Raw genomic sequence first — 19,305 nt, forward strand, 5'->3', positions numbered from 1 at the left:
AGAGATTGTGTATGAGTAAGAAAAAAAGATGAAGGATGGGATTACCTGAATCTGAAGGCACAGATAGTAGCTAAAGTTGTAAGAATTCCGATGGAAGTGGTTCATTTTATAAATCATATGGATCTGCTACATATTATGATAATGATGAAGAAGAGGAGGAATAGTTTATGAAAATACATTATTTTCAAAGATACCATGAGAAGGAGAATGTGGCTACAGCAAATACAATGCTATTATTATCACGCCTTTACTCTTACTCATCGGACAAGTTTTTTAGATTTTTAAAGTCAGAGTATTTTTCTGATTCTTTTGATCCAGAAATTATATTCACTCTTCAAGAGAAGAGTGTTGATAGTATTCCAGATGCAACAATTACTCAGGAGAGTTTTAAAATTGTGGTTGAAACAAAAATGTCAGATTGGTTTTATGAAGATCAGCTCCTTCGTCATTTAAACTCATTCAATGATGAAAAGTATAAGGTTATGATTACCCTTGCTCCAGAACTGATGGAAAAGAAAAAGAAAGTAGCTTTTGAGGAGAAACTTATAGAGTATAACAAAACTCAAAATCATCCAATTATTCATATAAATACAACTTTTGAAGAAATGGCTAATGCGATAAGCGATGTTCTTGATGATAGAGATTATGAAATCAATGACGTTTTAGATGATTACTTGAACTATTGTTATACCGATGGTTTGATTCCTGTATCAGATGCATGGAAGTATATGAGAATGCAGCTAGCTGGAACAACTTTGGATTTCAATATTAGCGAAAACGTTTATTATGACAATGCTGAGCGTGGATTTAGAGCTCATGATATACTTGGACTCTATAAAAATAAAAGTGTTCGAGCAATTGGTAAGGTTATTGCTAAAATTACTGCTGTTGAAACAGAAAATGGTATAAAATTTGACACTGAATTAGGAGAACTTACAGATGAGAGAAAAGCCACTATCGAGAGAGCGATGGCTGATGGTGATTCTCATGGTTATGATCTTAGAACAGTTAAACATCGATATTTCTTTGTTGAAAGATTCTATGAGACAGATTTCAAAAAAGTTACCCCAAGAGCACCGTGGGGGACAAGAATCTTTGATTTAACACAGGTTCTTGGAACAGAGGATATTCCGGATACTGAAGAATTAGCACAAGTATTGATGACAAAGAGTTGGACTTAAAGATGACTGCAAAAAAATCACTAAAGGTAGTGTCAAGAATTTTGTTTAATTGTATTGTTTAAACTGTGAAATTAGATGTTTTTCCAATGATTATTCATGTTGAGAGCGTAGTATTGTTGACTAAAGTACATAAGTAAAAGTGTGAAAACGGTTTTAAATAAGGCTTTTCCGTGTTTTTAGCTAGACCATTTGGTGGAGAAAAAATGTAAAAAAACTGATATAAATTTATGAATTTGGATAGTTGAGCATACAGAAATATTGCAGTAGGTCGACTATACAAAAATGTTGAACTTGGTCATACGTTATTCAACCGGTAACAAATAAATAAATCAGATTATTTTCAATTGGTATGTTGATATTTAAAAAAAATGATGCCAATATAGCATAAACTCCTGGACTTTTACAAGGCCATCGAGTATAATTTATCATATAAGATTGGAGGAATAATATGGCTTATGCAATTGATTTATTCTGCGGAGCAGGAGGTTGTTCCGAAGGATTGATTCAAGCCGGATTTCATATATTATTTAGTTCAGATATCAGTGATATGGTTGAAGTGACATACAAGCATAGACATGAGCAGCTTGGGTTGATTCAAGGAAAAAACACATGGTTTGAAAGAGCGGATATTAGAAATCTTACAGGCAATATAATTAAAAAGAGTATTTCATCTCTTGAAATATTTAATGAGCGTGAAATACCGGAAATAGATTTAATGATTGGCGGTCCTAGCTGCCAAGGATTTTCAAGAGCTGGTAGGCGAGATAAATCCGACCCTCGTAATATGCTTTTTGGTGAATATGTAAGAGTGATAAGTGAAGTAAGGCCTAAATATATTGTACTTGAAAATGTTGAAGGTTTTGTTGATATGCAGTTCTTGGGATATAAAGGAATTACTGGTATCGAATATCCAGATGGAAGTGTAACCCCTGACATTCTGAGAAGCGAACTACATGAGATAGGTTATGATACCTTAGAGCCGCGAATATTAAATGCGGCTGATTATGGTGTTCCACAAAGAAGAAATAGAATAATTTTTATAGGTTATAAGAGCGGATTAACTCCACCTGAATACCCTAAACCGACTGTTACTCCTGACAATTATCTTACTCTACTTGATGCAATTGGAGACTTGATTGTTGATGATAGTGTGAGACAGAAAGTGTGTCCTAAAAAGACTCCTTATCAATTAGCAAGTATCAAAGGAAGAACACCAACTATTTCAGGGACACCGATTTCTTGCGAACAAGAGATGAATATGGAACTATCAAAGCAAACAGCGGTTGTTGGAGAAAGATTCGGATTATTCAAGCAAGGCGAAAGTGGATCTAACCTTAAAAAACGTGTAATAGAAGAAGGTATAGATATTTCTGACAAGCCTGCTTTGATTGAACTGTGCAGTGAAAAATTCAAAATGAAGTCCGAGGACGTTGTGGCTCTTTTTAAGGATGCAAAGGCAACAAAAGAACAAGTTGAGGTGTTATTAACAAAGAAAAATATAAGACAACGATTCGCCTCTAATCAACCATCTTCAACGGTGGTCACCATTGCTGATGACTATATTAGTCCATGGGAAGATAGAACATTTAGCGTTCGTGAAATGGCTAGATGTCAGTCATTTGATGATTCGTTTGAATTTTTAGGCAAAAGAACCACAGGTGGACTAAGAAGAAGAGTTGAAGTTCCACAGTACACTCAGGTAGGAAATGCAGTTCCTCCACTATTAGCAAAAGCAATAGCGGAGGAAATCTTAAAGGTTTTATAATAAATTAAAATAGCTATATGTTGTACCTAAATCGGGCAAAGCAGTGCGAATTGTAGATATGATTCCATTGGTATGCCCGGTTTTTAAATTGCGTTCAACTAATTCCTTTATAGAACTTGCAACACCAGCAGAGGATGGTAAACCCCAATAGTTGCCCCCAGAGAGATTAATAACTCTCAAAACCGCTGTTGAAGTATTTTTGTATTGTTGACGTCCATTTTTTACAAGTTGATTTGAAGGAACGGTAACAAAAGAATATGTAAATCTTTTGGCATCGTGAATTGAATAACCATCAGTGCCAACAGAGATTCCATTTCTAAAAGTATTAGCTGAGTATACAGCATCCCAAAGCATAGGGATTTGTGCGTTATCATTCCAATTTGTTTTACATTGAATAATATGAATTTCAATATCATCGAAGTCTCTAGAAACTAATGCATTTAAAATTGGTAGGAATTGATATGTTCTTCCGGAGTATGTTGCCACGGGATTACCATTGACATCATTAATGTTGATGTTATCTTTATCCATGTTGTATTCAATTTTATCAGGAAAGGTAATTGCAATTAAATCAGATTCGGTATTAGATCTGAAATTACCATAATTTACGGTGATGGCCTTATTTATAGGCTCGGGTATTAATTCTCGATTATGTTTAATAACAAATGTTCTTCTCCCAATTAAACAAAGATTTAAATACCAGCAAACTAAAGCTTCCCAATTTGCTCCGCCTCCAGCAACATCACTCTGGCTTCTTCCTGCTTGACCAGTAGTTTTGAAAATATCTCTTAAGTTGTCTCCAATGGAATAAATTTGATGTTCGGTTGGAGTAGATGAATTGAAAATATCGGTGTTAATTTTCGCTTTCCAAGTATTCCAAACTGATGAAAAACCGTTGGTCTCAAAAAGCTTGCTTACGGATAGTTCTCTGGCATATTCTATAATATTTTGACTCATTTGAAATTCCTCCTTAGTTTAATCCTTTATAGTTTCCATGATGTCTTCTAATTTACAATCCATTGCTTTACAGATTTTAAGAAGAACATCAGTGGTGATGTTTGCTCCTTTTCCTAATTTGGCAATGGATGCTGCACTTATACCAGAAGCATCTTTAAGATCATTTTTATTCATTCCTTTATCTATTAACATTTTCCATAATTTGTTATAACTGATTCGCATAATCTACCTCCTCGTTTCAAAAAATAAAATCACTGAAATCATATTGTTGTTCATCTGTAAGATAATTTTTTAAAAGTTCTACATCTTTACTAATATCACGTGGCTTGATTCTGTTGATTACCTTTTCTTCAACCTCTGGAGTCCAGTAGATTTTCAATTTTTCTCTGGCTCTTGTGATAGCAGTGTAGAAGATATTGTGTGTTACAAGTTCTTCAACCTCGTCTGTAATAACTATCTTTACAGAGTCATATTCCAGTCCTTGTGCTTTATGAATGGATACTGCGTAAGCAATCTGGAATGGAACAACATTGTATGAACTTCTATCATCTCCATCTTCATCAGCACTCTTTAATTTGTGTACATAAAATCTGACTACTGATTTATTTTCATCTTCCGAACATTCAAGTAGCTGGAGATCGATGAATCTAATATCACTTTCATCTATTACCTTTGGTATCTCAACATCAAACTGAATGCGTTCATCATGAGTTCCTAGGTCTAGAATTTCTATTCCCTTGATAAGTCCTTTCATATTGTTGTGTATGACGGGATGGAATCTGTCCGAATCTAAGAAGAGAATTGGATCTCCAACTTTATACTGCTGAACATCCCATTGAACAGCGAGGTTAGGATTGCTTTCTTGTAGAAACCTATTGATATTGTTAATTCCATATAAGCCATCATAATTTAGACAGAGGATAGCCTCGCCTGGTTCAAGCGAAGAGAGTAGGGTTTCATCTACTTTTAAGGAGTAACTTTCTCTCTCAATGACCTCTTTCGCTGTGTCATCCATCTTTCTAACCTTATCCCATAGTTCAAGCAATCGTTCGTTTTTTGTTCGATGAGGCTGGGTCAGTTCAAATACAGCACTTTCTGGCAAGAATGATTTTAGTACCGAGAACCAATTTCCGAATTGAATTGCGTCAATTTGATAAGTATCTCCAACCAATAAAAGCATCTCAAAGTTTGCTTTTTGCAACACCTTTACCATATCTTTATTGCTAACTGTACTACATTCATCAATAACTAATAATTCATATTTTTCACTAGAATTCTGATTTAAGAAACTGGCAATTGTAGAGAAGCTTGCATTATCAGCATCAATCTTTCTCATCAAGTTCTCTTTCGCAGGATTTGTTTGCGTTAGATACAATTTTGCTTCATCATTTAAGTAATGAGAAACATGGTTTATAAGCGTAGATTTCCCTACACCTGCGGAGCCATATATTACACCAACTTTTGATTCTGAAAATATACGAGTGATGATGTCTCTTTTTTCAATACAATCAATTTCGTAATCATCAAATAATAGCCAAAATTCAACATCTGTACTGTAATTCTCAATACCTGACTCTGCCAACCCCTGTAATTTTTCAATCACCTTGCAAGTATCAAGTTTGTAATCGTTTATAAATACTTGGTTATGTTCAAGCATTAAATCACTTGCAGGTCTGTGACCTGAGTAAAGGCTACTGTTATACTTTTCGATGAGACTTGGATAATCAGGAAAATAAATCAATTCATCAACATCAGTGAAAAGCTGACCTTTGCCTTCCGTGTTATTTCTTATAAATCTTGCGAATAATTCCGGACGTTTATCCTTACAAGGAATACATTCGAAAACAGCTCCTAATTTTGGATTATGACCAACAGGAGATCTGTTGAATGGTAAAGAATCAAATTGCCTGCAACCATTTGACAAATACAAACCAGAAAGCTGACTGTTTCCGGCAGTTATCCACTCTTCATAATATTTTCTATAGTAGCCAGAGGAATATTGGCTTTTAATTATAACGTTGTTCATGTTATAAAGAAGGTATCGCAACATATTTTGTCCTTTACGACCTTCTCGTATAAGCTTTCTACATTCATCTAAAATTGGAATAAACACCATGGACTTAAGGTTGTTTTTCCATTGGAGAGTAGTTTTATCATATGCCTCGTCCGGGAAGTCCATTAGAGCAGTCAAAGTGTATTTTGTTTTAGTGAGGAACTCACAGATTAATCGTTGCTCTGGATAAGGTACTCTTATTTTCTTGCCTTTTATCAGTGAAATGAAATTTTGAAATTCACAGTCACGGATGGAAACTTCCCAGCCATCTATAATGATGATAGGCATTGTTTTTCCTAATATCTCGATAGTCTCATATATAAGATGAAACTTTGATGCGTAATTGCTTTTGATTGGAAGTTTGGTAAAAGCAATTACTCTGTTAGATTTGGATTTGTTTTTCCTATCGTCTATAGGTGTGAATGTGACTTCATAATATATTTTTCTATTTACAAACAGCGGTTTGATTTTCTGAATATAGTATTTATCTTTACTGTCGGTATGTAATTCCACAGGATGCCGTTCTATTATTTCAGAAATCTTTTTGTAGTATTCCTGCAAGGTATCATCCAGATGCAGAGGAAACTTATCTATGTTATGTAATACTTCGATACCATAGTAGTGTCTGAGAAGATTCTTTGCTTCTAATAAGTATTGGTAATACTTAAGCATTAATCGTTCAGAGCCATCTTCATCTAGAGTGTATTGCGTGGTGACAATTTCTAGGTAATTATGAAATTTGTATAAAGTGTACAAGTCGCTGTTTATCTGCGCAAACTCAGTGGCTTTTGCTATGTTTTCGGCAGTTATAGATATTTCTCTGCCATCGGCATAAAACTTGAGCATGACGTGGTTCACGAACTTCGTCAGTTGCTCTAAAATATCTTGAGAAATAGCACCACGAGAATTATTTTCTATTTCATCTAAATGCCTACATATTACATTATCTATCTTTTTGATAGACTCATCGATTGTTGGCATTAACATTCCTCCTTTCGTTTATTAGTATTCTCCGTCATCCCAGTCATCGATAAAGGCATCGTAGGGAAATGAGCATGCAAATTGATCTGGATGAAGCTTTACATACAAATTGCGTATTTTGGTTCTGGCATTTCCTAAAAAAGGAGTGACGGAGCCATCGAATAAAAAGCTGTTACTTATATTGTTTAGTTCTCCAAGTAAACCAAAAACATATGACTTTAAGGTTGGATCAGCAAACACATCTGCTTTTGACATCCACTTAGTTTCATACAAGTCTTTTATTTTACAAGGCAGAGTCATATCGATTAATGATACAGCATAGTTTTCTCCGATGAGAGCAGCCATGATTTCGTCATAATCTGCTGTGAACTCTTCAAGCAGTAAATTGTCTTCGGCAGAATAGGGGGATTCGTCTGCCTGTTCTTCAGGAAGCTGAACACTTGTTGCTCCGGTAATGCTGCTTTTATTTAATCCATCTACCAGGTTGCTTACTGCGTTTCCCCACGCATCGGCTACTGCCTGTCCAGAAGCCAAGATCTTTTCAGTAAGAATATCATGTGATGTTTTATCACTGTCTTTTTTAGCACTCTTAGGAGTGCTTTTTCGTTTTTGTGCGGCAGCCATTGTAAGAATCTCTTCAAAATAATATGCAATTTTTTCTGAAGCATTATATAGATCAATGTCATTTATGTAAGGATGAAAAGCATCGCACAGCCTTTGAGTTGTTGCTTCAGAAAAATTATCTAAGTATACAATGAATTGTGCAGGTTCAATATAGGGCAAAATACGTTTGGAAAACCTAGTAATTGTTGTTTTCCCGTTAAAATAAGCTTTAAAAGTGCTTTCGCTTATATCTTCAATTTGTAATAAACCCTCTTCGATAATGATGGATTCAAACAGTGTTTTTGTAAAAACGTGAGTGCTGTATGAACCACCGATGATGGGTTTTATTTTTTGTGCAAATTCTGTGAATTCCATAATCCACCTCTTTCTGTGTTTTTATTTACACTCAAGCCTACCCAAGCCTACCCATCGCTACCAAGTTCTATCCATTTAATTATCTATAATGGGTATTGTAAAAAGCAAACAGCAAGTGTTTGTAATTAGTAATTCTTTATTTAGATATAGGCTTAACCTAAATTATATCAGATAAATACAGTGGAATCTATACTTTACAGAGCACAAAGATGCGTTCGCAGACACAAATTATACAAACACTTCATTTTTAGTCTTATTCTGACTTTTAGTTGAGTCCATTTAGTGGATTCAACTAAGTGCCAGAAGCACTTAAAAATAAATATCACAAGGCCTGATTAGCTATAAGGGCATTGGATACAGATATCGACACTAATCACAGGACTTCCTGTGAGTGGTGCGAAGAAGTACCCTACTTTCCTTATGTCTTTTTTCAGGCTTGATAGGTCGGTACTTCTATAGGCATCGACCTTTATTTGTTTCCTTTGCCCTTCTGCAAGAACTAGGCAGAAAGGACAAAGTATGAAAATTAGAAAGACAAATTACAAGAAAAGAGATACTTACACTTACACATTTACAAGTGCTGATGGTAAAGAAGAAAGAATCGTTATTCGACCTGGAGAGAACGGAGTTACCGAGGCTGATATCAAAATGCTACATGCTCTGGATGATAGTGAGGTCTATTACAACAACAAAAACTTAAGGCCTGAAAGAACCTCAGAAGAAAAAGCAGAAATCAAAGAATGGATCACAAAATTTGTTGAGGAAGAAACAGCTAAGAATGGCTATGCTCCAACAAAGGACGAAATCAATTGTGCTGTTAATGAGAGATTTCCGAGAAATTACAACCTTTCCCTTGAATATGACTTTAGTACAGATGGGGCAGATTCTGATTTTGATAAGAGCCGTCTTTTATATCAGTTGGCAATGAGTCAAAACTGTGTTGTCAATGATAATACAGAAAGAGTCCGTGAACTTATTGAAGAACTTACTGAAAAGCAAAGAGTAGTTCTTAAACTTACAGAATTTGATGGATGGAGCTTAACTGATGTTTCAAAGCAGATTGGAATCAGTGTTAAGAATGTCAAAAAACATCGTGACAATGCCATGAAATATATCAAAGAAAACTTTTCTAAATAATTTTTATAGAAAGGGTAAAAATTGATCTATTATCTTTGCCTGTTATTCGTAAGGAACAACACCTTACAGAAAGTGAGGTAAGGAAAATGGCAATGAAACACAAAATCACAATCAATGTTTCAGACCCAAACGGAAAGAAAGCCAAAGTCCTACGAGCGGCAGATATGCGTTTACCCTCAAGAATTGCACGATTCTTATTTGGTGACTTTACACAAGTGTATTTGCTTGCTCCGGGACAGACGGTTGAGTCCGTTGATGTCAAAGAACTAAAGGAAGGAGGAAATATCTGATGAGTAAATCAAGTGAGTTAGCATCACAGGTTAAACAGTTAAAACAATGTGGCAAAATGCTTATTGGTATTGCAGATAGTCTTTCACAGCTATTTTCTTCAGATGAAGAAAAACAAACAACAAAAAAGGATTTTACATTTGAAGAAGTGCGAGGAGTTCTTGCTGCTAAATCAAGAGAAGGTCATACAGCTGAAATTAAAGCAATTCTTACCGAATTTGGTGTAGAAAAACTTTCAGATGTGGATCCATTAAAGTATGAAGAACTCTTGCAAAAAGTGGAGGTGATGTAAATGGCAGCACATGCATTATTGTCTGCATCATCTAGCCACCGTTGGATTAACTGTCCGCCATCAGCAAAACTTAATGCAGAGGCAGAAAAAGTAAATTGTGAAACAAATAGTGAATATGCAAAGCAAGGTACTGAAGCCCATGCTCTTTGCGAATACAAATTAAAGATTGCAATTGGTATGGAAAGCACTGACCCTACAGAGAACCTTAGTTTCTATGACGAAGAAATGGAACGATGTGCAGAAGAGTACAAAAACTTTTGCTTATCTGTAAATCAAGAAACACAGAAAACTTGTAAAGACCCAGTTATTCTTATTGAAGAGAAACTTGATTTTTCAAATTATGTTCCTAACGGATTTGGAACTGGCGACTGCGTAATTATTGGAGATGGAACTCTTCATGTAATTGATTATAAGCATGGTCAAGGTGTAGAAGTATTAGCTGACCATAACCCTCAAATGATGTGTTACGCATTAGGTGCATTGAATTTGTACGATGGAATTTATGACATTGATAATGTTTCAATGACTATCTTCCAACCAAGAAGAGAAAACATCAGTACATTCGTTATGAAAAAAGATAATCTCTACACTTGGGCAGATACAGTTCTAGTACCAAGAGCAAAATTAGCCTTTGATGGCGAAGGTGAATTTATGGCAGGAGATCATTGTAGATTTTGTAAGGTCAAAGCAACTTGTAGGAAACGCATGGAACAAAACATGGAACTTGCAAAGTATGATTTTGAGATGCCTGTAACATTAGAAGATGCCGAGATTTCAATTGTTCTTTCAAAAGTAGATGAACTTGTGTCATGGGCAACTGATGTTAAAGAGTATGCACTTCAAAGGGCAATGAGTGGTGTTCACTATGACGGATTTAAAGTAGTTGAAGGTCGCAGTGTTCGCAAGTATACCGATGAAGATAAAGTGGCAGAAACTGTAACGAGTATAGGAAAAGACCCATATGAGAAGAAGTTACTAGGAATAACAGCTATGACTACACTTCTTGGTAAGAAGAAATTTAATGAATTACTAGGTGATTTGGTTTACAAGCCAGAAGGCAAACCAACACTTGTTCCGGAAAGTGATAAACGTCCGGAAATCAAAACAGCAAAAGAAGATTTTAATGACTAATAGGAGGAAAAGAATATGTCAAAATTTAATAACCCAATGAAAGTAATTACAGGACCTAACACAAGATGGAGCTATGCAAATGTCTGGGAGCCAAAATCAATCAATGGTGGTGCTCCAAAGTATAGTGTCAGCCTTATCATTCCAAAATCAGATAAGACAACAGTGGATAAAATCAATGCTGCAATTAAGGCAGCTTATGAAGAAGGTCAATCAAAACTTAAAGGCAATGGTAGAAGTGTTCCTGCACTTTCTGCAATTAAGACTCCTCTTCGTGACGGAGACCTTGAAAGACCAGACGATGAAGCATATGCAAATAGCTATTTCATCAATGCTAACTCTCCATCAGCACCTGGCATTGTAGATGTTGATAGAAATACAATCATTGACCGCAGTGAAGTCTATAGTGGTGTTTATGGACGTGCATCAATCAGCCTTTACGCATTTAATTCTAACGGGAATAAAGGTATTGCTTGTGGTCTTAATAACTTACAAAAGATTAGAGATGGAGAACCACTTGGTGGTAAATCACGTGCTGAGGATGATTTTGCGACAGACGTAGATGATGATTTCTTATCTTAAGAAAGGGTTTAGGTGAAAAATATGGAATTTTTAGAGACAATCATTTTATTTGTATGTATTTTAGCTTGGACTAGTTTAAGTGTTACTTTGTTAATCGATAGCATTCAAAGTTTTATCTTTGATAGAAGACGAGAAAAAAGAGAAATTGAGTATCATGAAGAACGTATGAAAAGTTTGAAATAATGTAGGTTTGGCGGTAGGAGAAATCTTATCGTCTTACTTTTTAGGAAGGTGGCAAGAAATGAAAAATATCAGTATCGATATCGAAACATACTCAGATGTTGATTTGCAGAAATGCGGTGTCTATAAGTATGTGGAGTCAGAAAACTTTGAGATTTTATTATTTGCATATTCGGCTGATGGTGGTGAAGTAATAGTGGTTGATTTGGCTCAAGGAGAAGAAATACCTCTAGAGATTATAAAAGCATTAACTGATGAAGATGTTACTAAATGGGCTTTCAATGCCAATTTTGAAAGAGTTTGTTTATCCAAATATTTACGAAGATTTTATGAGAATGAATTTACATCATATAGCATTTTGGAAGATACAGTTGGTGATTATCTTAGTCCTGTATCTTGGAAATGTTCTATGATTTGGTCTGCATATATGGGACTTCCTTTATCACTTGCAGGAGCTGGTGCAGTATTAGGATTATCAGAACAAAAGATGACAGAAGGGAAGGAGCTCATCCGATATTTCTGTGTTCCTTGTAAAGCTACGAAAGTGAATGGTGGTAGAACTAGAAATCTACCAATTCACGATAAAGCAAAGTGGGAGTTATTTAAGAAATATAACAAAAGAGATGTTGAGGTAGAAATGGCTATACAAGAAAAACTTTCTAAATTCCCAGTACCGGATTTCATTTGGGAAGAATATCATCTTGATCAGGAAATCAATGATAGAGGAATTGCTCTTGATTTAGATATGGTAAAGAATGCTATTGCTTTTGATGAAAAGTCTAAAGCGGTACTGTCACATAAAATGCAAGAACTAACAGCTCTAGAAAATCCTAACTCAGTTATGCAAATGAAAGAGTGGCTTTCAAATAACGGATTAGAGATGGATAGTCTTGGTAAAAAGGAAGTTGCAGCAGTATTAAAAACAGCGAAAGAACCACTTAAGACTGTGCTTGAGTTAAGACAGAAACTTTCAAAATCCTCAGTTAAGAAATATAGGGCAATGGAAAATGCTGTATGCAGAGATGGAAGAGCAAGAGGAATGTTCATGTTTTATGGTGCAAATCGAAGTGGAAGATGGGCTGGTAGACTTATTCAATTACAGAATCTTCCTCAAAATCATATGTCAGATTTAGCAGAGGCACGAAGGCTTGTAAAGGATGGAAATTATGATGCTATGAATATGCTTTACGATGATATACCGGATACTTTATCGCAACTTATTCGCACCGCCTTCGTACCAAGAAAAGGTATGAAATTTATTGTATCTGATTTTTCTGCTATTGAAGCTAGAGTGTTATCACACCTTGCAGGAGAAAAATGGCGAGCAGAGGTCTTTGCAAATGGTGGTGACATCTACTGCGCATCGGCAAGTCAGATGTTTGGCGTTACGGTAGAAAAGCATGGTCAAAATGCTCATTTAAGACAAAAAGGTAAAATCGCAGAATTAGCACTTGGCTATGGTGGTTCAGTAGGAGCCTTAAAAGCTATGGGTGCTCTTGATATGGGACTTTCTGAAGAAGAATTACAACCACTTGTGAATATGTGGCGAGAGGCAAATCCTAATATTGTTAAATTTTGGTGGGATGTCGATCGTGCTGTAAAGAAAGCAGTAATTGAAAGAACACCATCGAAAATTGGAAATATCAGTTTTTTCTATAAAAGCGGAATGCTTTTTATTGAACTTCCAAGTGACAGAAGACTTTCCTATGTAAAACCTAAGATGGGAGTAAATCAGTTCGGGAGTGAATCTGTCACTTATGAAGGTGTAGGTGGAACTAAGAAATGGGAAAGAATCGAAAGTTACGGGCCGAAGTTTGTAGAAAATATCGTACAAGCAATTAGCAGAGATATATTAATGTATGCCATCAGAACTTTATCTCATTGTTTTATCGTAGGTCATGTCCATGATGAATTAATTATTGAATGTAGTAAGAATGTCTCTCTTGATGCTATTTGTAAGCAAATGGGAAGAACCCCACCTTGGATTTCCGGTATTTTACTTCGTGCAGATGGATATGAAACAGAATTTTATAAAAAAGATTAAATAAATGACTGGCAGGGGTAAAATCCTGCCATTTTTCTTTGCCTGTTATTTAGAGGAATAGTCCTCGAAAAAATAACAGGAGGTAATTCTAATGAACGAATTGCGAAAATTTACAAATGCGGAGTTTGGTTCTATCCGCGCAGTAACAATAAATGGAGAGCCATATTTTGTAGGAAAGGACGTAGCAGAGATTCTTGGTTACAGCAATACCAAAGATGCAATTGCGACTCATGTAGATGAGAAAGACAGAACTGTAATCCAAAGGTCGGAAAACGCGACCTTAGAAATTCCAAATAGAGGATTGACGGTTATAAACGAAAGTGGTCTTTACAGTTTAATTCTTTCAAGCAAGATGCCAAGTGCAAAAAAGTTTAAGAGATGGGTAACATCGGAAGTATTGCCTAGTATTCGTAAATACGGAACTTATGCAGTAGACAAATTACTTAATAATCCCGATATGCTTATTGCTGCTCTTACTCAGCTAAAAGAAGAAAGAGAAAATGCAAGGCTGCTTCAAGAAACAATTGCTATTCAGAATCAGCAAATTGTAGAAATGAAGCCTAAGGCTAGTTACTATGATGTAGTTTTGAACTGTAAGGATTTAGTTGCTATTTCTGTAATTGCTAAAGACTATGGTTGGACTGCCAATTATATGAATCAATATCTTCACGAAAAAGGGATTCAGTTTAAACAAGGTAAGAAAATTTGGCTTTTGTACAAAGAGTATGCAGAAATGGGACTTACATCAACGAAAACACATACTTATGGAGGTTCAGACGGAAGCACTCATTCCAAACCACATACCTATTGGACACAAAAAGGTCGTTTGTTTATCTACGACTTACTTAAAAAGGATGGCATCTTACCGATGATAGAAAAAGAGGTGCAGGAGAATGACTAATAAGGAATATAGACCGCTTGTTTACATCTGTAGTAAGTATCGTGGGGATATAAAAACAAATGTAGAAAATGCTCGTAAGTACTGCAGATTTGCACTTGATAACATGACAATTCCTATTGCTCCCCACCTTTTATACCCACAGTTTATGAATGATGATGATCCAAATGAGAGATACTTAGCCGTTCATACGATTAACTATGTACTTTTAGGTAAATGCAGAGAACTATGGGTATTTGGCAAAGAATTCTCTGATGGAATGCAAAGAGAAATTGATATTGCTAAAAGAAGAAAAATGAAAATTAGATATTTTTCTGAAGAAATGGAGGAGCAAGCATAATGAAATTTACTATTTATACAGCAAATTGTGTCGGTAATCCAGCGAATTCTCTTTATCCTAACAAATCTGAAATCAGTAATAAGGACGATATGCTTGCCGCCATTGCTAGAGATCATGTATGTGCTGAGTTTAAGAATTGCCATCGAAGTGTTGATGATTTCATTTCCTCTGATATAGAGGTTATGGATTGTGATAACGACCATAGTGATGATTCTAAAGATTGGATTTATCCAGAAATGTATGAAGATTTATTTCCTAATGTCAGTTATATCGTAGTTCCAAGTAGGAACGATGGTAAGGATAAAGGTAATAAATCAGCAAGACCAAGACATCATATCTACTTTCCACATGAGCCAATTACTGTAGCTGAAGAATGTGCAGGTATCAAAGAGAGATTACAGGAAGTTATGACTTTCTTTGATGATAATGCACTTGATGCCGCAAGGTTTATTTTTGGTCATACGCCAACAGATATTATTTGGCATGAAGGAACTAGGTCGATTGTGGATTTTTTAGATGAGTTGGATTTTGAAGAGTTTGATAATGCTACTCAAAGTATCGGCGAGGGTTCTCGTAACAGCACTATGAGCCATATTGCCGGACGCTTGATTAAAAGGTATGGGAATACGGATAAAGCACATGAAATCTATCTTGAAAAAGCTAAACTATGTAATCCACCTTTAGAATATAATGAACTCTCTTTGATTTGGAGCAGTGCAATTAAATTTGGTAAAAAGGTGCAAGCACAAGAAGGATATATTGCTCCAGAAGATTTTGAAAAAGGATACAGCTTAAAACCAGATGATTATTCAGATATTGGACAAGCTAAGGTACTCGCTCGTGAATATAAAGGCGAACTTGCTTATACAGACTCGACTGATTATTTAAGATATGATGGTACGCATTGGTCTGAATCAAAGCAACTTGCTGTTGGTGCTTGCGAGGAGTTTTTGGATAAACAATTAAACGAGTCATTGGCAGCGGTAGAAAAAGCTAAGAAATCACTTCTTGATGCCGGCATAGATAAGGAAATCATTATGGCAGGAGGAAAAACGCTTGAAAAAGCAATTGATGAAAATAGTGAAAAAGCATTCAAGGAATTTATGATGGCATTGAAATATAATGCGTTCGTTATGAAAAGAAGAGATATGAAATACGTAACTTCTGCATTGCAAGCCGCTAAGCCCATGCTACTTAAGGAAATTACAGATTTTGATGTTCAGGAGTTTCTGCTAAATACTCCTGATGGTACTTATGATTTAAGAAATGGAAGTAGTAAAGAACATCAAGCGGAAGATTTTATCACGAAAGTGACAGCAATTTCTCCAAATGATTTAGGCATGAATTTATGGCTTAATGCTTTAGAAAATTTTTTCTGTAAAGATAAGGAACTTATTGATTATGTACAACAAATCGTAGGTCTTTCTGCAATTGGAAAAGTTTATGTTGAGGCTCTTGTAATTGCTTATGGAGAAGGAAGTAATGGTAAAAGTACGTTTTGGAATACCATCGCACGAGTTCTTGGAACATACAGCGGTGCAATTTCAGCAGATGCATTGACTGTTGGTTGTAAAAGAAATGTCAGACCGGAAATGGCAGAACTTAAAGGTAAGCGATTAGTTGTGGCAGCTGAGCTTGAAGAAGGAATGCGTCTTAATACATCAATCGTTAAACAGCTATGTTCTACAGATGAGGTATCTGCAGAAAAGAAATATAAGGATCCATTTAAATATGTGCCAACTCACACGCTAGTTTTATATACAAACCATCTTCCAAAGGTAGGTGCAAATGATGATGGTACTTGGCGTAGACTGATTGTCATTCCTTTTAATGCAAAAATTACTGGTAGTGGAGATAAGAAAAATTATGCTGATTATCTTTATGAAAACGCAGGTGGTGCAGTTCTTTCATGGATTATTGATGGAGCACAAAAGGCTATCAAAAATAACTTCAAGATTAAAAATCCTAAGGTTGTTGAGGATGCCATCAATAAATACCGTGAAAACAATGACTGGCTTTCTAGTTTTATTGAAGAATGTTGTGAAGTAGATGATTCTTATCAGCAAAAATCGGGAGAGTTCTATCAAGAGTATCGTTCTTATTGTGCAAGAACCGGAGAGTATACAAGAAGTACCACTGATTTTTATACAGGAATTGAAAATGCAGGATTTAAAAGAAAGAAAACGAAAGGATGCAATTTTGTGCTTGGAATTCGTTTGAAATCGGACTTTTTAGATTAGAAGGTGGAGGTCGTGGAGGTCTATTATATAAAACCCCTTTAGGGCAGAATTTTTAGTAAAAAATCACTCTATATAAAGTTTTAGAAACGACTTCATCGACCTCCACCATTATAGATTTTGGAGGTATTTATGCGAGAAAAAGAAATAGAACAAAAACTTGTTGATACTGTAAAAAAGCATGGTGGTATTTGTCCTAAATTCGTATCTCCTGGTTTTTCAGGAATGCCGGATAGAATTGTTCTTCTACCAAAAGGCAAGTTTGCTTTTGTGGAACTTAAAGCACCAAATAAAAAACCGAGACCTTTGCAAGTAGCTAGGCATAAATTATTGATGGGGCTTGGCTTTCGAGTTTATGTCATTGATGGGATAGAGCAAATTGGAGGTATTATTGATGAAATACGAGCCACATAGTTATCAGAAATATGCAACCAACTTTATCGAAAGAAATTCAATAGCAGCATTACTACTTGATATGGGACTTGGAAAAACAAGCATCACGCTGACTGCACTTAACAATCTGCTGTTTGATTACTTTGATGTTCATCGCATCTTAGTAGTCGCACCTCTTCGAGTAGCAAGGACAACATGGTCGGATGAAATTGAAAAGTGGGATCATCTTTCTAATCTTACCTTTGCGATTGCAGTTGGAACAGAAAAAGAAAGAATTGCAGCATTGGGACAAAAAGCGGATATCACAATGATCAACCGTGAAAATCTGCAGTGGCTGATAGAAAAGAGTGGACAATCCTTTGAGTATGACATGGTGGTGATCGATGAACTGAGTTCCTTTAAGAATCATCAAGCTAAAAGATTTAAAGCGTTGATGAAAGTCAGACCAAAAGTAAAAAGAATCGTGGGACTTACGGGTACGCCATCAAGTAATGGACTTATGGATCTGTTTGCAGAATTCAAAATCTTAGATATGGGAGTAAGACTTGGAAGATTTATAGGACAGTATCGAAATGCATACTTTACACCTGATAAAATGAATGGTCCTATTGTTTATAGCTATAAGCCTCTTCCTTCTGCAGAAAAGATTATTTATGAAAAAATATCTGACATAACAATTTCAATGAAAGCTACTGACCATTTAAAAATGCCTGAACTAATTGAATGTGAAACAGTGGTGAAAATGTCAGAAAAGGAAAAGAAAAACTATACAACCTTGAAAAAGGAACTTGTACTTTCTATCCCTGATGGTGAAATAACTGTAGCCAATGCAGCATCACTTTCAAATAAGCTGTCACAAATGGCAAATGGTGCAATTTATTTTGAAGATAATGAATTTGTAACAATCCATGATAGGAAATTAGATGCACTTGAGGATTTGATTGAAAGTGCAAATGGTAAACCTCTACTTGTTGCTTATTGGTTTAAACATGATCTTGAGCGAATAAAAGAAAGGTTTGATGTTCGTGAAATTAAAACTTCTGATGATATAAAGGATTGGAATGATGGAAAAATTCTTGTAGCAGTTATTCATCCGGCAAGTGCAGGTCATGGACTTAATCTTCAAAGTGGAGGTTCTACACTTGTTTGGTTTGGTCTTACTTGGAGCTTAGAACTTTATCAGCAAACCAATGCAAGACTTTATAGACAAGGTCAAAAGAATACAGTTGTTATTCATCATATCATTACTAAAGGAACGATTGATGAAGATATAGTGAAAGCATTAAAACGAAAAGATAAAACTCAAAGTAGTTTAATTGATGCAGTAAAAGCAAAATTGTAAATCAAAGACAAAAATTGACAATCCGAGGGAAAGAAAAATCGGAGGTGTCACATATGACGACAAAAGAATTTTTAAATCAACCATTCGAACTACAAAGGCTAATTAAAATAAAAGAGAAGAGAATACAGTGCTATCGAGAACTTGCAAGTTGTCCGGCATCACCAAGTTTTGAACCTCATTATGCAGCTACAAGAAATACTAAAGCACCCTTTGAAAGGTATCTTGAAAAAATAAATGTTCTAGAAGAAGAACTCATAAATGATTACGCAAAGCTAGAGTATTTAAAACATGAAGTAGATGTAGCAATTGATGGTATGGAAGATCCAATCGAAGAATTAGTACTTAGGTATCGATATTCTAAACTTATGAAAATTGGGGACATTGCAAGAGAAATGAACTACTCACATAGATGGATTAAGCGTGTTCATGCCAGAGCTTTAGAACATTTTGAAAGAAGCCACCCTAGTTCACCCTCAGACCACTGTTAGTTCCTAAACGAAAGTAGTAAAATGGTATTGTAGAAAAATAT

Annotated in this window: 19 protein-coding genes; 15 read left to right on the forward strand and 4 right to left on the reverse strand. The window is 35.4% G+C overall.

What is annotated here, in order from left to right; genetic code table 11:
• Positions 1 to 167 precede the first annotated feature (167 nt).
• Positions 168 to 1,181 (forward strand): hypothetical protein, encoded by a 1,014-nt coding sequence (locus A9CBEGH2_RS02460; protein ID WP_163104187.1) that lies wholly within the window; start codon positions 168 to 170, stop codon positions 1,179 to 1,181.
• A gap of 448 nt (positions 1,182 to 1,629) precedes the next feature.
• A complete protein-coding gene (locus A9CBEGH2_RS02465) occupies positions 1,630 to 2,946 on the forward strand; it encodes a DNA cytosine methyltransferase (protein WP_163104188.1) in 1,317 nt (438 codons plus the stop codon).
• Here A9CBEGH2_RS02465 and A9CBEGH2_RS12415 read toward each other — a convergent pair.
• Genes A9CBEGH2_RS12415 through A9CBEGH2_RS02485 form a run of 4 tightly spaced genes read right to left on the reverse strand, consistent with a single transcriptional unit; the run spans position 2,941 to position 7,915 of the window.
• Positions 2,941 to 3,903 (reverse strand): hypothetical protein, encoded by a 963-nt coding sequence (locus A9CBEGH2_RS12415; RefSeq protein ID WP_163104189.1) that lies wholly within the window; start codon positions 3,901 to 3,903, stop codon positions 2,941 to 2,943. The genes A9CBEGH2_RS02465 and A9CBEGH2_RS12415 overlap by 6 nt on opposite strands.
• A gap of 18 nt (positions 3,904 to 3,921) precedes the next feature.
• Positions 3,922 to 4,125 (reverse strand): helix-turn-helix domain-containing protein, encoded by a 204-nt coding sequence (locus A9CBEGH2_RS02475; RefSeq protein ID WP_163104190.1) that lies wholly within the window; start codon positions 4,123 to 4,125, stop codon positions 3,922 to 3,924.
• Positions 4,126 to 4,141: 16 nt separating this feature from the next.
• The gene (locus A9CBEGH2_RS02480; RefSeq protein ID WP_163104191.1) at positions 4,142 to 6,937 is read right to left on the reverse strand and encodes an ATP-dependent DNA helicase; all 2,796 of its coding nucleotides are present in this window, start codon (positions 6,935 to 6,937) and stop codon (positions 4,142 to 4,144) included.
• Positions 6,938 to 6,958: 21 nt separating this feature from the next.
• Positions 6,959 to 7,915 carry a hypothetical protein gene (locus A9CBEGH2_RS02485; protein ID WP_163104192.1) on the reverse strand — a complete coding sequence of 319 codons (957 nt, stop codon included), beginning with the start codon at positions 7,913 to 7,915 and terminating at the stop codon, positions 6,959 to 6,961.
• A 519-nt stretch (positions 7,916 to 8,434) separates the two neighbouring features.
• Here A9CBEGH2_RS02485 and A9CBEGH2_RS02490 point away from each other — a divergent pair.
• The 13 genes from A9CBEGH2_RS02490 (at position 8,435) to A9CBEGH2_RS02545 (ending at position 19,264) form a co-directional block, all read left to right on the forward strand.
• Positions 8,435 to 9,052, forward strand: a complete 618-nt coding sequence (locus tag A9CBEGH2_RS02490; RefSeq protein ID WP_163104193.1) for an RNA polymerase sigma factor — start codon at positions 8,435 to 8,437, stop codon at positions 9,050 to 9,052.
• 86 nt (positions 9,053 to 9,138) lie between these two features.
• The gene (locus A9CBEGH2_RS02495; protein ID WP_163104194.1) at positions 9,139 to 9,342 is read left to right on the forward strand and encodes a hypothetical protein; all 204 of its coding nucleotides are present in this window, start codon (positions 9,139 to 9,141) and stop codon (positions 9,340 to 9,342) included.
• A complete protein-coding gene (locus A9CBEGH2_RS02500) occupies positions 9,342 to 9,632 on the forward strand; it encodes a hypothetical protein (RefSeq protein WP_163104195.1) in 291 nt (96 codons plus the stop codon). Before A9CBEGH2_RS02495 ends, A9CBEGH2_RS02500 begins: the two co-directional genes overlap by 1 nt.
• Positions 9,633 to 10,763, forward strand: coding sequence for a DUF2800 domain-containing protein (locus A9CBEGH2_RS02505; protein WP_163104196.1), 1,131 nt, complete (start codon positions 9,633 to 9,635; stop codon positions 10,761 to 10,763).
• Between the two features lie 15 nt (positions 10,764 to 10,778).
• Entirely contained in the window at positions 10,779 to 11,342 is a 564-nt protein-coding gene (locus tag A9CBEGH2_RS02510; protein WP_163104197.1) for a DUF2815 family protein, read from the forward strand.
• A gap of 21 nt (positions 11,343 to 11,363) precedes the next feature.
• The gene (locus A9CBEGH2_RS12330; RefSeq protein WP_170291295.1) at positions 11,364 to 11,525 is read left to right on the forward strand and encodes a hypothetical protein; all 162 of its coding nucleotides are present in this window, start codon (positions 11,364 to 11,366) and stop codon (positions 11,523 to 11,525) included.
• Between the two features lie 58 nt (positions 11,526 to 11,583).
• The gene (locus tag A9CBEGH2_RS02515; RefSeq protein ID WP_163104198.1) at positions 11,584 to 13,566 is read left to right on the forward strand and encodes a DNA polymerase; all 1,983 of its coding nucleotides are present in this window, start codon (positions 11,584 to 11,586) and stop codon (positions 13,564 to 13,566) included.
• Between the two features lie 91 nt (positions 13,567 to 13,657).
• Positions 13,658 to 14,467 carry a phage antirepressor gene (locus A9CBEGH2_RS02520; RefSeq protein WP_163104199.1) on the forward strand — a complete coding sequence of 270 codons (810 nt, stop codon included), beginning with the start codon at positions 13,658 to 13,660 and terminating at the stop codon, positions 14,465 to 14,467.
• On the forward strand, positions 14,460 to 14,804 hold the full coding sequence (locus A9CBEGH2_RS02525) for a DUF7768 domain-containing protein (RefSeq protein WP_163104200.1): 345 nt from the start codon (positions 14,460 to 14,462) through the stop codon (positions 14,802 to 14,804). Before A9CBEGH2_RS02520 ends, A9CBEGH2_RS02525 begins: the two co-directional genes overlap by 8 nt.
• Positions 14,804 to 17,044, forward strand: a complete 2,241-nt coding sequence (locus A9CBEGH2_RS02530; protein ID WP_163104201.1) for a phage/plasmid primase, P4 family — start codon at positions 14,804 to 14,806, stop codon at positions 17,042 to 17,044. Before A9CBEGH2_RS02525 ends, A9CBEGH2_RS02530 begins: the two co-directional genes overlap by 1 nt.
• 129 nt (positions 17,045 to 17,173) lie before the next feature.
• Positions 17,174 to 17,455, forward strand: a complete 282-nt coding sequence (locus A9CBEGH2_RS02535; protein ID WP_132226147.1) for a VRR-NUC domain-containing protein — start codon at positions 17,174 to 17,176, stop codon at positions 17,453 to 17,455.
• Positions 17,436 to 18,776 (forward strand): SNF2-related protein, encoded by a 1,341-nt coding sequence (locus A9CBEGH2_RS02540; protein WP_163104202.1) that lies wholly within the window; start codon positions 17,436 to 17,438, stop codon positions 18,774 to 18,776. Before A9CBEGH2_RS02535 ends, A9CBEGH2_RS02540 begins: the two co-directional genes overlap by 20 nt.
• 53 nt (positions 18,777 to 18,829) lie before the next feature.
• On the forward strand, positions 18,830 to 19,264 hold the full coding sequence (locus A9CBEGH2_RS02545; protein WP_163104203.1) for a hypothetical protein: 435 nt from the start codon (positions 18,830 to 18,832) through the stop codon (positions 19,262 to 19,264).
• The last annotated feature ends 41 nt before the right edge of the window (positions 19,265 to 19,305 follow it).

Origin of the sequence: Amedibacterium intestinale (assembly GCF_010537335.1) — a bacterium.
Taxonomy (GTDB): domain Bacteria; phylum Bacillota_I; class Bacilli_A; order Erysipelotrichales; family Erysipelotrichaceae; genus Amedibacterium; species Amedibacterium intestinale.

What these genes read in the sequence shown, in the direction of transcription:
- A9CBEGH2_RS02460 (WP_163104187.1), top strand. Translation starts at nt 168, where the DNA reads ATGAAAATACATTATTTTCAAAGATACCATGAGAAGGAGAATGTGGCT.
- A9CBEGH2_RS02465 (WP_163104188.1), top strand. Translation starts at nt 1,630, where the DNA reads ATGGCTTATGCAATTGATTTATTCTGCGGAGCAGGAGGTTGTTCCGAA.
- A9CBEGH2_RS12415 (WP_163104189.1), bottom strand. Translation starts at nt 3,903, where the DNA reads ATGAGTCAAAATATTATAGAATATGCCAGAGAACTATCCGTAAGCAAG.
- A9CBEGH2_RS02475 (WP_163104190.1), bottom strand. Translation starts at nt 4,125, where the DNA reads ATGCGAATCAGTTATAACAAATTATGGAAAATGTTAATAGATAAAGGA.
- A9CBEGH2_RS02480 (WP_163104191.1), bottom strand. Translation starts at nt 6,937, where the DNA reads ATGCCAACAATCGATGAGTCTATCAAAAAGATAGATAATGTAATATGT.
- A9CBEGH2_RS02485 (WP_163104192.1), bottom strand. Translation starts at nt 7,915, where the DNA reads ATGGAATTCACAGAATTTGCACAAAAAATAAAACCCATCATCGGTGGT.
- A9CBEGH2_RS02490 (WP_163104193.1), top strand. Translation starts at nt 8,435, where the DNA reads ATGAAAATTAGAAAGACAAATTACAAGAAAAGAGATACTTACACTTAC.
- A9CBEGH2_RS02495 (WP_163104194.1), top strand. Translation starts at nt 9,139, where the DNA reads ATGGCAATGAAACACAAAATCACAATCAATGTTTCAGACCCAAACGGA.
- A9CBEGH2_RS02500 (WP_163104195.1), top strand. Translation starts at nt 9,342, where the DNA reads ATGAGTAAATCAAGTGAGTTAGCATCACAGGTTAAACAGTTAAAACAA.
- A9CBEGH2_RS02505 (WP_163104196.1), top strand. Translation starts at nt 9,633, where the DNA reads ATGGCAGCACATGCATTATTGTCTGCATCATCTAGCCACCGTTGGATT.
- A9CBEGH2_RS02510 (WP_163104197.1), top strand. Translation starts at nt 10,779, where the DNA reads ATGTCAAAATTTAATAACCCAATGAAAGTAATTACAGGACCTAACACA.
- A9CBEGH2_RS12330 (WP_170291295.1), top strand. Translation starts at nt 11,364, where the DNA reads ATGGAATTTTTAGAGACAATCATTTTATTTGTATGTATTTTAGCTTGG.
- A9CBEGH2_RS02515 (WP_163104198.1), top strand. Translation starts at nt 11,584, where the DNA reads ATGAAAAATATCAGTATCGATATCGAAACATACTCAGATGTTGATTTG.
- A9CBEGH2_RS02520 (WP_163104199.1), top strand. Translation starts at nt 13,658, where the DNA reads ATGAACGAATTGCGAAAATTTACAAATGCGGAGTTTGGTTCTATCCGC.
- A9CBEGH2_RS02525 (WP_163104200.1), top strand. Translation starts at nt 14,460, where the DNA reads ATGACTAATAAGGAATATAGACCGCTTGTTTACATCTGTAGTAAGTAT.
- A9CBEGH2_RS02530 (WP_163104201.1), top strand. Translation starts at nt 14,804, where the DNA reads ATGAAATTTACTATTTATACAGCAAATTGTGTCGGTAATCCAGCGAAT.
- A9CBEGH2_RS02535 (WP_132226147.1), top strand. Translation starts at nt 17,174, where the DNA reads ATGCGAGAAAAAGAAATAGAACAAAAACTTGTTGATACTGTAAAAAAG.
- A9CBEGH2_RS02540 (WP_163104202.1), top strand. Translation starts at nt 17,436, where the DNA reads ATGAAATACGAGCCACATAGTTATCAGAAATATGCAACCAACTTTATC.
- A9CBEGH2_RS02545 (WP_163104203.1), top strand. Translation starts at nt 18,830, where the DNA reads ATGACGACAAAAGAATTTTTAAATCAACCATTCGAACTACAAAGGCTA.